This window comes from Burkholderia sp. Ac-20349 (assembly GCF_017104865.1).
GTDB lineage: Bacteria > Pseudomonadota > Gammaproteobacteria > Burkholderiales > Burkholderiaceae > Burkholderia > Burkholderia aenigmatica.
In genome coordinates this window covers 35,181-49,661 of record NZ_JAAGPM010000011.1, presented here as the reverse complement: position 1 = coordinate 49,661, position 14,481 = coordinate 35,181, and the positions used below count along the sequence as shown (strand labels likewise).

Annotated in this window: 17 protein-coding genes; 6 read left to right on the top strand and 11 right to left on the bottom strand. The window is 65.8% G+C overall.

The genetic code is table 11. From position 1 onward, the window contains the following. Positions 1-39: 39 nt before the first annotated feature. Positions 40-540 carry a DinB family protein gene (locus tag G3N61_RS06175; RefSeq protein ID WP_175024823.1) on the bottom strand — a complete coding sequence of 167 codons (501 nt, stop codon included), beginning with the start codon at positions 538-540 and terminating at the stop codon, positions 40-42. Between the two features lie 63 nt (positions 541-603). Further along, positions 604-978, bottom strand: coding sequence for a copper homeostasis periplasmic binding protein CopC (gene copC, locus G3N61_RS06170; RefSeq protein WP_205821859.1), 375 nt, complete (start codon positions 976-978; stop codon positions 604-606). A gap of 114 nt (positions 979-1,092) precedes the next feature. Here copC and G3N61_RS06165 point away from each other — a divergent pair, with 114 nt between their 5' ends. Together G3N61_RS06165 and G3N61_RS06160 are read left to right on the top strand one after the other, a co-directional pair. Next, positions 1,093-1,809, top strand: coding sequence for a 16S rRNA pseudouridine(516) synthase (locus G3N61_RS06165; protein WP_205821858.1), 717 nt, complete (start codon positions 1,093-1,095; stop codon positions 1,807-1,809). Positions 1,810-1,917: 108 nt separating this feature from the next. Then, positions 1,918-2,103: a hypothetical protein gene (locus G3N61_RS06160; protein WP_043189927.1), complete on the top strand. Its 186-nt coding sequence runs from the start codon at positions 1,918-1,920 to the stop codon at positions 2,101-2,103. Here G3N61_RS06160 and G3N61_RS06155 read toward each other — a convergent pair. After that, entirely contained in the window at positions 2,086-3,123 is a 1,038-nt protein-coding gene (locus tag G3N61_RS06155) for an NAD-dependent epimerase/dehydratase family protein (RefSeq protein WP_205821857.1), read from the bottom strand. The genes G3N61_RS06160 and G3N61_RS06155 overlap by 18 nt on opposite strands. A gap of 107 nt (positions 3,124-3,230) precedes the next feature. Here G3N61_RS06155 and G3N61_RS06150 point away from each other — a divergent pair, with 107 nt between their 5' ends. From G3N61_RS06150 to G3N61_RS06140, 3 genes are all read left to right on the top strand, one after another. Further along, positions 3,231-4,262 (top strand): CDP-6-deoxy-delta-3,4-glucoseen reductase, encoded by a 1,032-nt coding sequence (locus G3N61_RS06150; RefSeq protein WP_043189932.1) that lies wholly within the window; start codon positions 3,231-3,233, stop codon positions 4,260-4,262. 293 nt (positions 4,263-4,555) lie between these two features. Beyond that, positions 4,556-5,740, top strand: a complete 1,185-nt coding sequence (locus G3N61_RS06145) for an acetylornithine transaminase (RefSeq protein ID WP_043189935.1) — start codon at positions 4,556-4,558, stop codon at positions 5,738-5,740. 13 nt (positions 5,741-5,753) lie between these two features. After that, complete coding sequence (locus G3N61_RS06140; RefSeq protein ID WP_043189939.1) at positions 5,754-6,209, top strand: GNAT family acetyltransferase; 456 nt, start codon at positions 5,754-5,756, stop codon at positions 6,207-6,209. Positions 6,210-6,233: 24 nt separating this feature from the next. Here the strand turns inward: G3N61_RS06140 and G3N61_RS06135 are convergent, their stop codons facing one another. The 8 genes from G3N61_RS06135 to G3N61_RS06100 form a co-directional block, all read right to left on the bottom strand. Continuing rightward, positions 6,234-6,905 carry a DUF2278 family protein gene (locus G3N61_RS06135; protein ID WP_089451143.1) on the bottom strand — a complete coding sequence of 224 codons (672 nt, stop codon included), beginning with the start codon at positions 6,903-6,905 and terminating at the stop codon, positions 6,234-6,236. Between the two features lie 273 nt (positions 6,906-7,178). Next, a complete protein-coding gene (locus tag G3N61_RS06130; RefSeq protein WP_043189946.1) occupies positions 7,179-7,895 on the bottom strand; it encodes an ABC transporter ATP-binding protein in 717 nt (238 codons plus the stop codon). After that, entirely contained in the window at positions 7,895-8,671 is a 777-nt protein-coding gene (locus G3N61_RS06125) for an ABC transporter ATP-binding protein (protein ID WP_043187587.1), read from the bottom strand. Before G3N61_RS06125 ends, G3N61_RS06130 begins: the two co-directional genes overlap by 1 nt. Before the next feature lie 24 nt (positions 8,672-8,695). Beyond that, positions 8,696-9,865 (bottom strand): ABC transporter ATP-binding protein, encoded by a 1,170-nt coding sequence (locus G3N61_RS06120; protein ID WP_043189949.1) that lies wholly within the window; start codon positions 9,863-9,865, stop codon positions 8,696-8,698. 18 nt (positions 9,866-9,883) lie between these two features. After that, positions 9,884-10,834 (bottom strand): branched-chain amino acid ABC transporter permease, encoded by a 951-nt coding sequence (locus G3N61_RS06115; RefSeq protein ID WP_006488946.1) that lies wholly within the window; start codon positions 10,832-10,834, stop codon positions 9,884-9,886. Between the two features lie 211 nt (positions 10,835-11,045). Next, positions 11,046-11,789: an amino acid-binding protein gene (locus G3N61_RS06110; protein WP_205821856.1), complete on the bottom strand. Its 744-nt coding sequence runs from the start codon at positions 11,787-11,789 to the stop codon at positions 11,046-11,048. A 203-nt stretch (positions 11,790-11,992) separates the two neighbouring features. Further along, complete coding sequence (gene ispH, locus G3N61_RS06105; protein WP_011352949.1) at positions 11,993-12,973, bottom strand: 4-hydroxy-3-methylbut-2-enyl diphosphate reductase; 981 nt, start codon at positions 12,971-12,973, stop codon at positions 11,993-11,995. A 2-nt stretch (positions 12,974-12,975) separates the two neighbouring features. Next, positions 12,976-13,431, bottom strand: a complete 456-nt coding sequence (locus tag G3N61_RS06100) for a peptidylprolyl isomerase (protein ID WP_027786673.1) — start codon at positions 13,429-13,431, stop codon at positions 12,976-12,978. 135 nt (positions 13,432-13,566) lie between these two features. On the opposite strand from G3N61_RS06100, the gene radC reads away from it, so the two are divergent. After that, complete coding sequence (gene radC, locus G3N61_RS06095; RefSeq protein ID WP_205821855.1) at positions 13,567-14,346, top strand: DNA repair protein RadC; 780 nt, start codon at positions 13,567-13,569, stop codon at positions 14,344-14,346. Positions 14,347-14,481: the final 135 nt, after the last annotated feature.

Below are 14,481 nucleotides of genomic sequence, written 5' to 3'. Positions count from 1 at the left end.
CGCCGGATTTTGCGTTCGATTCCGCGCAAGCCGGCCGACTCAGCGCGCGTAGAGCGCCGCATCGATCTTGCCGAGCAGCCACTGCATGCCGGCCAGATGCTGCTGATCGTGGCTGCACAGGTAGTGGACGAGCCCGCGCACGGTCAGCGAACCGTAGCCGTCGAACTCCCCGGTGCGCGCGAGCTGTTCCGGCGTGAGGCGCGACACGAGGTCCAGCGTCTCGCGCCGCGCTTCGCGGATCGCCGCGAGCACGTCGGACGCATACGCGTCGTTGTAGCGGCGCTCGATCGCGAGCGCGTCGCCATCGATCGACACGAGCAGCGGCCGATCCTCGTCGAGCATCCGCCGCAGCCGCACGTGATAGCCGTCGATCTCGATGTCGCGCACGTGGCAGAGCTGCCCGAGCGGCGAAAAGTGCTCGCTCGGGATCCCGGCCCAGTCGTCGGGCGTCCAGCGCGCATAGCCGTCGGGGACGGCCGCAAAATGGGCTTCGAGCAGACGGGGGAAATCGGCGAGTGCATCGAGCGTCGTCGGATTCATGCGGGACTCCCAGTCGGATAGAGGCGGCGGCAGCCCTGGCACGGGCCTGCCGCCGCCGTTGCGTCACTTCACGCTGAAGCCGTACGCGCCCTGCGTGCGGTGTCCGTCGGTCGCGACGGCCACCCATTTCACCGTATAGGTGCCCGTGCCGACCGCCGTGAGCGGCACCGTCATCCGCTTGCGGTTCGACGCGTCGATGCGCGCTCGGCCGTCCGACACCGTCTTGCCGTCGCCGGCGACGACGACGATCGAACTGAACGCCGGCTCCAGCGGCTCGGTGAAGTCGATCGTGACGGCGGCCGGTGCGGCATCCACCGCCGCGCCCGCCGCCGGGTCGCTCTTCGCGAGGTGCGCGTGCGCGAACGCGACCGACGAAACGGTCGCGGCGAGGATGAAGGCAGCAGCCTTGCGGCCGAACGGGTACGAAGCGAAAGGCATGGACTTTCCGTGAAGAATGAACGGGTGCCGCGCCCCGCGCGGCGTACCGGCAGCTTACCAGCGCATGCGCGTTCCTGCCGGTCGCGCGCCGCCGCTTGATAGAATGCGCGCGCTATGGATCTCGAAAGCATTCTCTACACTCAGGGCTTCGGCTCGCGCCGCCAGTGCCGCGGCCTGATCGAAGCGGGCCGCGTCACCGTGGCGGGCGCCAGCGCGACCGACCCCGACGCCGCGTTCGATACCGACGGCCTCGTGTTCTCGGTCGACGATGCGGCGTGGCCGTTCCACGCGCACGCGTATCTCGCGCTCAACAAGCCGGCCGGCTACGAGTGTTCGCGCGATCCGCAACACCACGCGAGCGTGTTCAGCCTGCTGCCCGCACCGATCGTCGCGCGCGGCGTGCAATGCGTCGGACGTCTCGACCAGGACACGACGGGCCTGCTGCTGCTGTCCGACGACGGCCAGTTCGTGCACGCGTACACGTCGCCGAAGCGCAAAGTGCCGAAGACCTACGTGGCGACCGTGCGCCACCCGCTCGACGACACGCAGTTGAACACGCTGCGCACCGGCGTGCAGTTGCACGGCGAGCCGAAGCCGATCGCGGCGGTCGCAGCCGACGCGCGCGACACGCACGCACTCGCGCTGACCGTCCTCGAAGGCAAGTATCACCAGGTCAAGCGCATGGTCGCGGCGGCAAGCAATCGCGTCGAAGCACTGCATCGCGAAAGCATCGGCGGTCTCGTGCTGCCGGACGATCTCGCACCGGGTGCGTGGCGCTGGCTCGATGACACCGACCTTTCAGCATTACGCAATCCGGTCAAAACCCTGTAAGGGAAAATCCGCACGACCGTTCGACGCCCGGCCGCATCTCGGCCGCATGTTCCCCCGCTATACTGAAATCACAAGCTGTAAGAGAACAGCGATGCAGGGGGAGACATCATGAACAGCCATAGTTTCGAACTGTCGTACGTGATGATCGCGTTCGCGGTCATCGGTGTCATCGTGATCGGCGGGCTGCTGGCCGCGATGCACATGAAGCACAAATATCATCCGAACCTGATTGGCGCGCTGATCGGCGCGCTGCTGTGCTTCCTGCTGATCGAGGCGTTACCGGCGCTCACCTGACGCGCTGCCCGGCGCAAGCGTTTGAAGGAAATCGTCTACGGTCGGATAGCGCAACGTCACGCACAATTCGGCCTTGAGCCGTGCGTTGGACAGGCGCCGCGACTCGCGCATGAACGACAGCAGCGTCGGTTCGAGCTGACGCTCGGCATCCGCGCGGCTGACGCGTGGCGGCTTCGGCAAGCCGAGCACCTGCGCGACCCGGTCGAAATACTCCCCCATCCGCAGTTCGCTGTCGTCCGACGCATGCACGGCGCGCGCCGGCTTGCCGCGTTCGGCCGCACGGCGCAGGATCGCCGCGAGATCGTCCGCGTGGATGTGGTTCGTGTAGACGTCGTCGGCCGGCTCGAGCGCCGGCGTGCCGCGCTCGAGCCGCGCGACCGGCAGACGGTTCGCCGCGTAGATGCCCGGAATGCGCACGATGCGCGCGGACAGCACGCCGCGTACCGTCGCCGCGCGCAGTTGCCGCTCGGCCGACACGCGCCGGAATGCACGCGGATTCGCGGGGCGCAGCGGGTGCGTTTCGTCGATGCGTGCGCCGCCGCAGTCGCCGTAAACGCCCGTCGTACTGGCGTAGACGAGCCTCGGCGCACGAAGGCCGTCGGGTACAATACGCGCTGCCCGAACGGGCGCACCGGCCTGTCGGGCAGCGGTGCGCAGCGTTCGGAGCCGGCCGACCGCCGGTGTCGGCGGCACCGGTGGCCGTCGCGCAGGCACGGTCGTTGCGGCGATCAGCGCACGCGTGCGCCGATCGTCGCGGCCGTCGGACTGCGGCGGCGCGAGATGCAGGATCGTGCGGGCCAGACCCGCGAGGCGGCCGAGCGTCGCGCGGCGATCGAGGTCGCCGACGATCGGCGTCGCGCCCGCAGCGCGCAGTTCGTCGCGGCGGGCCGGGTGGCTCGTCAGCGCGAAGATCCGCAGGTTGCGGTGCGTGTCGCGCCATTGCGCGACGCAGCGCATGCCGACGTCGCCGCAGCCGACGATCAGTGCGCGCGGCCGGCGCAGGATTCGAGTCGCGATCATGTTGGTTGCGAAATCAGTAGCCACCGTTGCGCGACGCGCAACGGGCTTGCATTGTAGCTGCCGTGCGCGATATGCACGGTCCCCACATTTTGTTCTAGTTTGGTTCTATGGCATTCAACGTCACTCTCAAGCAAAGCGGCCGGCAATTCCAGGTCGAGTCGGATGAAACCGTGCTGGCGGCTGCGCTGCGCCAGAACGTCCATCTGCCGTACGGCTGCAAGAACGGCGCGTGCGGCTCCTGCAAGGGCCAGATCGTGTCGGGCCAGATCGAACAGGGCCCGCACGCCGCGTCGGCACTGTCCAACGACGAACGCACGCGCGGTCTCGCGCTGCTGTGCTGCTCGAAGGCGCAATGCGATCTCGAGATCGACGTGCGCGAAATCGCCGGCGTCGACGGCGTGCAGGTCAAGAAGCTGCCGTGCCGGATCGCCGCGCTCGAACGCAAGGCCGACGACGTGATGGTCGTGAAGCTGCAGCTGCCCGCCAACGAACGCCTGCAGTATCTCGCCGGCCAGTACGTCGAGTTCATCCTGAAGGACGGCTCGCGCCGCAGCTACTCGATGGCGAATGCGCCGCACGAGGAAGGCCCGATCGAGCTTCACATCCGTCACATGCCGGGCGGCAAGTTCACCGACCACGTGTTCGGCGCGATGAAGGAGCGCGACATCCTGCGCTTCGAAGGCCCGCTCGGCACGTTCTTCCTGCGTGAAGATTCCGACAAGCCGATCGTGCTGCTCGCATCGGGCACGGGCTTCGCGCCGATCAAGGCGATCATCGAGCACGTGAAGCACACGGGCATCACGCGCCCGATGACGCTCTACTGGGGCGCGCGCCGCAAGAAGGACATCTATCTCGACGAGCTGGCCGAGCAGTGGGCACGCGAGATCCCGAACTTCAAGTACGTGCCGGTGCTCTCCGAGCCGGACGCCGGCGATCAGTGGACGGGCCGCACGGGCTTCGTCCATCGCGCGGTGATCGAGGACCTGCCCGATCTGTCGGCCCACCAGGTGTACGCGTGCGGCGCGCCGGTGATGGTCGAATCCGCGCAGCGCGACTTCACGCAGCACCACGCGCTGCCGGCCGACGAGTTCTACGCGGACTCGTTCACGAGCGCCGCCGATCTCGCGCATCCGGTCTAAGGCCCGCGCACCCGCGTACGGCGCTGCGCGCCGCGATGTCACATCCGTGGCATCGCGGCGGTTTACAGTGAGGCGCGGGATGCCTTATGCTTGCGCACATGAACTGCTTCCTGTCCGCCCTTCGACGTCGCCGCTCGCCGCTCCGCCCGGATGCCGCAGGCTCGTCACGGACTCGCGCGTAACCCCCGCACTGCTTCACCGGTTACGCACAAGCTGTTCGACCCACCAGCCACGGCCTTCCGTGGCTTTTTTATTGCCTGTTTCCCTTTCAACCTCCGCTGGAGTCTGCTGCCATGCCCCTGAACGATTATCCGATCGACTCGCTGATGTACATCACGAACCGCCCCGACATCGTGTTTACGCACGGCAAGGGTTCGTGGCTCTACGATCACACCGGCAAGCGCTATCTGGACTTCATCCAGGGCTGGGCCGTCAACAGCCTCGGCCACTGCAACGACGGCATCGTCGAAGCACTGAAGACGCAAGCGGAAAAGCTGCTGAACCCGTCGCCCGCGTTCTACAACGAACCGATGGCGAAGCTCGCGGGCCTGCTCACGCAGCACAGCGTGTTCGACAAGGTGTTCTTCACGAACAGCGGCGCGGAAGCAAACGAAGGCGCGATCAAGCTCGCACGCAAGTGGGGCCGCAAGTTCAAGAACGGCGCGTACGAGATCATCACGTTCGACCACAGCTTCCACGGCCGCACGCTCGCGACGATGTCGGCCAGCGGCAAGCCGGGCTGGGACACGATCTACGCGCCGCAGGTGCCGGGCTTCCCGAAGGCCGAACTGAACGACATCAACTCGGTCGAGAAGCTGATCACCGACAAGACCGTCGCGGTGATGCTCGAGCCGATCCAGGGCGAAGGCGGCGTGATTCCGGCGACGCGTGAATTCATGCAGGCGCTGCGCGCGCTGACGAAGCAGCACAACCTGCTGCTGATCGTCGACGAAGTGCAAAGCGGCTGCGGCCGTGCAGGCACGCTGTTCGCGTACGAGCTGTCCGGCATCGAGCCGGATGTCATGACGCTCGCGAAAGGCATCGGCGGCGGCGCTCCGCTCGGCGCGCTGCTGTCGAAGGCCGAGTTTGCGGTGTTCGAGGCCGGCGACCAGGGCGGCACGTACAACGGCAACCCGCTGATGACGGCGGTCGGTTACTCGGTGATCTCGCAGCTCGTCGCGCCGGGCTTCCTCGAAGGCGTGCGTGAGCGTAGCGAATACCTGAAGCGCAAGCTGCTCGAGCTGTCGGAAGAGCGCGGCTTCGAAGGCGAACGCGGCGAAGGCCTGCTGCGCGCGCTGCTGCTCGGCAAGGACATCGGCCCCCAGATCGTCGAGAAGGCGCGCGACATGCAGCCCGACGGCCTGCTGTTGAACGCCGCGCGGCCGAACCTGCTGCGCTTCATGCCCGCACTGAACGTGACGACCGACGAAATCGACCAGATGATGGCGATGCTGCGGTCGATTCTCGACACGCTCTAAGGAGACCGCCGCGATGGATGCCGCCGCCGATGCTGTCGCAATCCGCCCGTTCGAACGCGCCGACACCGATGCCGTGCTCGCGGTATGGCGCGACGCGTTCCCGCAGTACGAAGACGCGGACGCGCCGCCGCACCGCGATCCGCTGCGATCGATCGCGCTGAAGCTCGCGACGCAGCCGGAACTGTTCTTCGTCGCGACCTGCGGCGCGCGCGTGGTCGGCACGCTGATGGCAGGTTTCGACGGACATCGCGGCTGGCTCTACTCGTTCGGCGTATCGAACGACGCGCGGCGGCTCGGCATCGGCCGCGCACTGATCGCGCATGCGGAACGCGCGCTCGCCGCGCGCGGCTGCCTGAAGATCAACCTGCAGGTGCTGCCCGGCAACGACGACGCGTGCCGCTTCTATGCGGCACTCGGCTATCGCGTCGAGGAACGCATCTCGTTCGGCAAGACGCTGCCGGCCGCATGAAGCCAAGGCCGGCAGCCGGCCCGCTCAGCGCGTGATCGGCCCCGCGCCCGGCAGCGGATTGCCGAGCGCGTCGGTCGGCACGGCCTGCTGCTCGAACGCGGCAAAATACGCGGCCCACTGCGTGTCGCTCACGCGCACGATCAGCGCACCGTCCTGCCAGATGTCGTTGTGGTCGTTGTGGTCGTCGCCCGCACGGTGCAGGTAGTTCGCGCCGGTCGAACCCTGGTTCATGTGCGTGTCGTGGATGCCGTTGCCCTCCGAATACGAGCGGCCGAACACGACGACGTCGAGCCCCTGCGACTGCGCGGCGTTCACGAGCCGCAGCAGCGACGGAATCGGCTCCTGATTCTCGGTACCGTCCATCACGGCGCTCGGGCGCCACGCCCCCGTTTCGTTCAGGATGTCGCTGCGCATGTAGTCGAGCGCGGGCAACGCGGCCTGCCCCGTCAGGTCCGTATAGCCTTCGGCCGCAGCGGCGAGCGTCTGCGTGATCGGGTGGTGGAAATCGTAGACGAGCTTGTAGTTCAGCAGGTCGTCCGCGTCGCTGGTGCCGACGTTGATCGCGACGTCCCAGTTGCCGCCCGGCAACGCGAGCGTCAGGTGGATGTGATACTGGATCTCGCTGCCGTGCGGCGAGCCCTTCAGCTTCGCCACCGATGTCACTTTCGCCTTTACGAAACCGTAGTCCAGACTCATGCGTGCTCTCCGTGTCCCGATGGGCCGTCGATGCTACCCGGCCCGTGTGTCGGTTTGCGGGCGACCGGCTGCCGGCGGCCACCCCATCGTTCCCGCGCCGCGGGTGCGGCGCAACAATCGAATGGAGTCGCGTCCGCCCGCACAAGTTCGCCCCGAATCGCGTGACACGAAAAAAAAGGCTGTCACGGCATTCCGTGACAGCCTTTCGAAAGCCCGTGCGAGACGCGCCCGGCATCTGCCGTCGCGCGCCACCGGGCCCGCTCATTCACTCACTCATTCACCCAGGTACGCGGCACGCACCTTCGGATCGTCGAGCATCTGCTTCGCATCGCCTTCCATCGTGACCGTGCCCGAATCCATCACGTAGCCGCGGTCGGCTGCCTGCAGCGCGAGGCGTGCGTTCTGCTCGACCAGCAGCACCGTGATGCCCTCCTTCGAGATTTCGCGCACCACTTCGAAGATCTTCTCGACCATGATCGGCGACAGGCCCATCGACGGCTCGTCGAGCAGCAGCAGCTTCGGCTTCGACAGGATCGCGCGCGACATCGCCAGCATCTGCTGCTCGCCGCCCGACAGCGTGCCCGCGAGCTGCGTTGCACGCTCCTTCAGGCGCGGGAAGAAGCCGAACATCCGGTCGACGTCCTTCTTGATCTGCTCGGTGTCGTTGCGCAGGTATGCGCCCATCTGCATGTTCTCGACGATCGACATCCGCGCGAAGATCCCGCGGCCTTCCGGCACCATCGCAAGGCCGCGCTTGAGCAGCTCGTGCGTCGGAATGCCCTTGATCGACTTGCCGTCGTACTCGATGTCACCCGCCGAATACGCCTTGAGACCCGTGATCGCCTTCATCGTCGTGGTCTTGCCGGCACCGTTCGCGCCGATCAGCGTCACGAGCTCGCCCTGACGGACTTCCATGTCAACGCCCTTGACGGCCTGGATGCCGCCGTAGTTGACCTGCAAGCCCTTGATTTTCAACATTGCCGCTGCCATCAGTGCACCCCTGCGCCGAGATATGCCTCAATCACCTTCGGATTCTTCTGCACGTCCTGCGGCAGACCCTCGGCGATCACCTTGCCGTAATCGAGCACCGTCATCCGGTTGCACAGCCCCATCACGAGCTTCACGTCGTGCTCGATCAGGAGAATCGTGCGGCCGTCCGAGCGGATCTTGTCGAGCAGGCGCGTGAGTTCGACCTTCTCGGTCGCGTTCATCCCGGCCGCCGGCTCGTCGAGCGCGAGCAGCTTCGGGTCGGTGGCCAGTGCGCGCGCGATCTCGAGACGGCGCTGGTGGCCGTACGACAGGTTGCGCGACGTGTAGTCCGCGTACTGCAGCACGCCGACGTATTCGAGCAGCTCGATCGCACGTTCCTTGATCTCGCGCTCTTCCTGGCGTTCGGCCGGCGTCTGGAACACCGCGCCCAGCAGCCCGTGCTTGGTACGCACGTGGCGGCCCACCATCACGTTCTCGAGGGCCGTCATCCCGCCGAACAGGCGGATGTTCTGGAACGTGCGCGCGATGCCCGTCTTCGCGACCTGGTGCACCGCGGTCGGCTTGTATTCCGTGCCGTCGAGCTTGAACTCGCCGGAGTCCGGCGTGTAAAGGCCCGTGATCACGTTGAAGAACGTCGTCTTGCCGGCGCCGTTCGGGCCGATCAGCCCGTAGATCTCGCCTTCCTTGATCTGGAGGCCGACGTCGGACAGTGCCTGCAGGCCACCGAAGCGCTTGTTCACGCCTTTGACGGACAGTCGGATTTGTTTGTCGCTCATGTGTGTATCCCCAGTGTCCGTAGGTTAAGCGCGCACCGGCTTCTTGCTGGCGCGCTTCGCCAGTTTCGCGATCTTGTCCTCATGCTTCGGCGCGGGCCACAGGCCTTCCGAGCGATACAGCATGATGACCACCATCGCGAGGCCGTACAGCGCCTGGCGGATCACTTCCGTATCGACGATGTCATGACCGAACAGCGCGTGCTGCAGCGGGCTCATCGTCGAGCGCAGGAATTCCGGGAAGATCGCGAGCAGCACCGCACCGAGGATCACGCCCGGGATGTGGCCCATGCCGCCGAGCACCACGCAGGCGAGCACGACGATCGATTCCCAGAACGTGAACGATTCCGGCGACACGAAGCCCTGGAACGAACCGAACATCGCACCCGACAGGCCGCCGAACGACGCGCCCATCGCGAATGCGAGCAGCTTCACGTTGCGGGTGTTGATGCCCATCGCCTTCGCCGCGATTTCGTCTTCGCGGATCGCCGCCCATGCACGGCCGATACGCGAGTGCTGCAGGCGCGTACACACCCAGATCACCAGCAGCGAGCACAGCACGAACAGGTAGTAGTACATGTAGACCGACGGCAGCTGGATCCCGAACAGCGAGTGCGTCTGCGCGAGGCTGAAGTCGCCGATGTGCACCGGGTCGATCCCCGTGATCCCCTTCGGGCCGTTGGTGATGTTCACCGGACGGTCGAGGTTGTTCATGAAGATCCGGACGATTTCACCGAAGCCGAGCGTCACGATCGCCAGGTAGTCGCCGCGCAGGCGCAGCGTCGGCGCGCCGAGCAGGATCCCGAAGGTCGCCGCGAGCGCCATCGCGATCGGCACGATGATGAAGAACGGAATGTGCAATCCGTTCGGCGCCAGCGCCGCGATCCACTCGAACTGCGAGGTCAGGTGCGGCGAGCTCAACAAGGCCGCGGTGTACGCGCCCACCGCGTAGAACGCGATGTAGCCCAGGTCGAGCAGGCCGGCGAAGCCGACCACCACGTTCAGGCCCAGCGCGAGCATCACGTACAGCATCGCGAAGTCGAGCACGCGGACCCAGTAGTTGCCGCCGGCCGAGCCGATGATGATCGGCGCGGCGATCACGAAGACCGCGGTCAGGATGCCGATGATGACCGTCTTGGTGGTGTTGCGCTCTTCGACGAGCGACGTCGAGGATTCGATCGGTTGAATGGATGTCATGTTGTTTGCTCCCTTCCGTTACGCGCGATCCGCGACACGTTCGCCCAGCAGGCCGGACGGACGGAACACCAGCACGATGATCAGCACGATGAAGGCGAACACGTCCTGGTAGTTACTGCCGAATACGCCACCCGTGAGGTTGCCGATGTAACCGGCCCCGAGCTGCTCGATCAGGCCGAGCAGCACGCCGCCGACCATCGCGCCGCCGAGGTTGCCGATCCCGCCCAGCACCGCGGCCGTGAATGCCTTCATGCCGGGGATGAAGCCCATGTAGAAGTGCACGTTGCCGTATTCGGATGCAATCATCACGCCGGCCAGCGCGGCGAGCGCGGAGCCGATCATGAACGTCGCGGAGATCACGAAGTTCGGGTTCACGCCCATCAGGCTCGCGGTGTTCGGGCTTTCGGCGATCGCGCGCATCGCGCGGCCGAGCTTGGTCTTGTGCACGAGCAGCAGCAGGCCACCCATCACGATGAACGCCACCGCGATGATCACGATTTCAGTGACCGAGATCACGGCGCCGGGCGTCGTGTCGGTCGCCTTGATCACGTTGATCGGATCGGTCGGCAGCAATTGCGGGAACGGCAGCGGGTTGCGCGACCAGATGATCATCGCGGCGGTCTGCAGCAGGATCGACACGCCGATCGCGGTGATCAGCGGGGCGAGGCGCGGTGCGCGACGCAGCGGCCGGTATGCGACCCGTTCGATCGTGAAGCCGACGAACGCACAGACGACTGCGGCAATACCCAGGCCGATCGTCAGCGTCGCAACGTTGCCGAGTCCGGGGAAGTGGTTCTGCAGCACGGTGATGGCCGACAGGGCGACCATCGCGCCGATCATCAGCACGTCGCCATGCGCGAAGTTGATGATGCCGAGAATGCCGTACACCATCGTGTAGCCCAACGCGATGATGGCGTAGACACTGCCGAGCACCAGCCCGTTGAGAACCTGCTGGACGAAAATATCCATTTAAAGCTCCTTGGCCCGTGCTGCCGGAGGACGTTGCGCCCCGCGGGTAAGCGAGGAATCGCGCCTTCTCGGCGACACTGCGGGTACTAGTCGATACCGGTAAGGGTGGATCGTCCCGGCGCGCGCCGCCCGGCCTGTACGGCCGGACCTGCCGCCGGAGCGGATACAAAAACGGCACCGCACTGTTCCGGTGCCGTCATGAGTCCCGTCGCTAAATCGTCACGACATCGAGGACGGTGTTCGTGGCCTCCTTGAAGTCGTAGGGCAGCATGCCGAGACGGCCATCGTCCGGTTGCCCGGCATCCGTGCCTTTTTCCGTCCGGTGCGAGGCAAGCCCCGCACCCGGGCAGATCGGATTCCGTGCCGCGCCGCCTCGCAAGGCACCGCGAACGCCGCGCCCGACATTCGTCAGGACTACGTCGGAATCCATCGTACGAACCAGACCGCGCGTCGCGACATCATTGCTCGCGGCAACGCGCTGTTTCGTCGAATCGAATTGAAAGGGGACCGGCGACATCGGCACGCTGCCCGCATTGCCGGGCACCATGGCCGGCCTGCGTCGATCGGCGCGCACGGTCGCTGTCACGCCACGACCGGCGGCTTGCGGTGTTGCAACCTGCGTGCCCGCTGCCTGGCCGTTCGCCAGGCCAAGCGCGTTGATTTCCTCGATCGCCAAACGTGCCCCGTTTTCCTTGTCCTTGCCCAATTGCGCGCTGCGGCACGCGAACGATGCCGCACGACCGGTTCCGGCGACGCGCACGCCGCAGGCCGGCGGTGCCGCGAACACCGCAGCCTCCCTGCCCGCCCCGTCGTCGCTCTTTTTGCTGCAGCCGGCAAGCATTGCAACCGGTGCGGCGACGGACACGGCGTAAGCCAACTTCACGTGCATTGAATGGTCTCCCGCGCCTTGCCAAAACCCGATTTCAAAGCCATTCAGGCCTGAAAACGGGCGCATTGTAACTCCATTTATAGGACGCCAATAATCCTGATTCGATGGGGTTTTCCTGCATTGCAACCAAATTTGAGAGACGCTTGGAAGCGTGAAGAGCAACCCAGTTGCACCATTAATCCGAATAATGGTTGCGATTGCAATTTCGACAGGCAAAAAAAAGCGCGCCGGGAGGCGCGCTTCGGTGTTCCGCAGATGCGATGCGGCAATCAGGCGGCGGGCGGCAGGTTCAACCCGCGCGGCAGCGGAAACGACACGTTTTCCTCGATGCCGTCGAGCGCGCGAACGTTGCGCACGCCGAGCTCGCGCAGCCGCGCGATCACGGCCTGGGCGAGCACTTCGGGCGCCGACGCGCCGGCCGTCACGCCGATGCGGCGCTTGCCTGCGACCCATGCCGGATCGATCTGGTCGGGCGCATCGACCATGTATGCGTCCACACCGCGCTTCTCGGCCACTTCGCGCAGGCGGCTCGAATTCGAGCTGTTCGGGCTGCCGACGACGATCACGACATCGCATTGCGGCGCCATGAACTTCACCGCATCCTGACGGTTCTGCGTCGCGTAGCAGATGTCCTGCTTCTTCGGCTCGCGGATCTTCGGATACTTGGCCTTCAGCGCCCCGATGATCTCGGCTGCGTCGTCGACGGACAGCGTCGTCTGCGTGACGAGCGCGATGCGCTCGGGATCGGCGAGTTCGAGCTTCTGCACGTCCTCGACGCTCTCGACGAGATGCATGCCGCGCTCGACCTGCCCCATCGTGCCCTCGACTTCCGGATGCCCCTTGTGTCCGATCATGACGATGTCGACGCCGTCCTGGCGCATCTTCGCCACCTCGACGTGTACCTTCGTGACGAGCGGGCAGGTTGCGTCGTAAATGCGCAACCCGCGCACGTCCGCCTCGTCGCGCACGGCCTTCGACACACCGTGCGCGCTGAAGATCACGGTATTGCCGGCCGGCACTTCCTCGAGTTCCTCGACGAAGATCGCGCCTTTCTTCTTCAGATCCTCGACCACGTATTTGTTGTGGACGATCTCGTGACGAACGTAGATCGGCGCACCGTGCATCGCGATGGCACGTTCGACGATCTCGATCGCGCGATCGACACCCGCGCAGAAACCGCGCGGCTGGGCCAGCAGGATTTCGGCATCGGCTGCGACGGTCTGCCCGGACAGCGTATCGGTGGTGCTCATGATTACAGGATTCCGATGATTTTCACTTCGAACGTGAGCGCTTGGCCCGCGAGCGGATGATTGAAGTCGAACAGTGCCGAGGTCTCGCTGACTTCCTTCAGCACCCCCGCATAGCGGCCGCCGTCCGGCGCGTTGAACTCGATCAGTTCGCCCGGCGTGAAATCGTCGCCGACCATCCCGTTCTCGCGCAGCGTCGACAGCGTGACGCGCTGGAGCATGTCGGGATTGCGGGGACCGAACCCCTGTTCGGGCGTTAGCTGAAAAGTCGAGTGGTCGCCGACCCTGAGCCCGATCAGAATCTGTTCAAGCGACGGCGCCAGTTGCCCCGCGCCGAGCAGCAGCGTGGCCGGCTTGTCGGTGAAGGTGTTGACGATGTCGGCGCCGTCGGCCAGTGCCAGCCGGTAATGCAACGTGACGTGGGAACCGGGCTTCACTTCGGATAGATCGATGAGGCTCATGAATTACTCGTTCAGTCGGCGCCCGCTACGGCCGAAAGGCCCGGCGCAAAGCCAATATTGTAAGTCACCTGAGCGCGCAAGGCGGAAAGTGCGACGACGTCGCGCACACTGCCCGCCGCCAATGGAGTTTCAAGCATGCTGTCACCCTGCCCAGCCCTGCCTCTGCCGCCCGTCGAATGCCGCGACACCGCCGATCTGCCCGCCGCGCCACCCGGCCGCGTGCTCCCGATCCGCCGGCGCAAGCGCCGCCCGGGCGACTGGCGGCCCGAGCGGCCGCGCGAGCGATTGCTGGAGCGTGGGCCGGCCGCGCTGACCGACGACGAACTGATCGCACTGCTGCTCGGCACGGGCAAGCCCGGGCACGATGTATTCGCGACCGCCCGCGCACTGGTCGCGCAGTTCAAGACGTTGCGCGGGCTGCTCGAGGCAACCGCCGACGATTTCGAGGAACACCCCGGCATCGGCCCTGCGCGCTCCGCCCGGCTGGTTGCGGTCATCGAGATCGCGCGGCGCGTGCTGAAGGAGAAAGCGCACGAGAAGAAGCAGATCGATTCGCCCGGCGCGGTCGAGGACTATCTGCGGCTGAAGATCGGCGCGCGTCCGCACGAAGTGTTCGCCGCGGTCTTCCTCGATGCGCGCCACGGCCTGATCGAAACGGAGGAAATCACGCGCGGCTCGCTGACGCGCATGGCCGTCTACCCGCGCGAAATCGTGCGCCGCGCGATGGTGCACAACGCCGCGGCGCTGATCGTCGCGCACAACCATCCGTCGGGCGCGGTGCAGCCGAGCGCGGAAGATCGCCGCCTGACACGCGTGCTGCAGGACGCGCTCGCGCTCGTCGACGTGAAGCTGCTCGATCACGTCGTCATCGGCACCAGTGATACTTTTTCGTTCGCAAGGGCCGGTTGGCTGTAGACTGTGCGGTTGCGGCCCGCCCAAGGGCGCCGCAACGGTGATGCGAAATTAGGTTTGATTTTTCTGAACTTTTTCTGCTAGAATCGCCGTCTGTCTTTTTTCCAACCAGTTCTAGCCATCGAAGGGCCTTGTCTG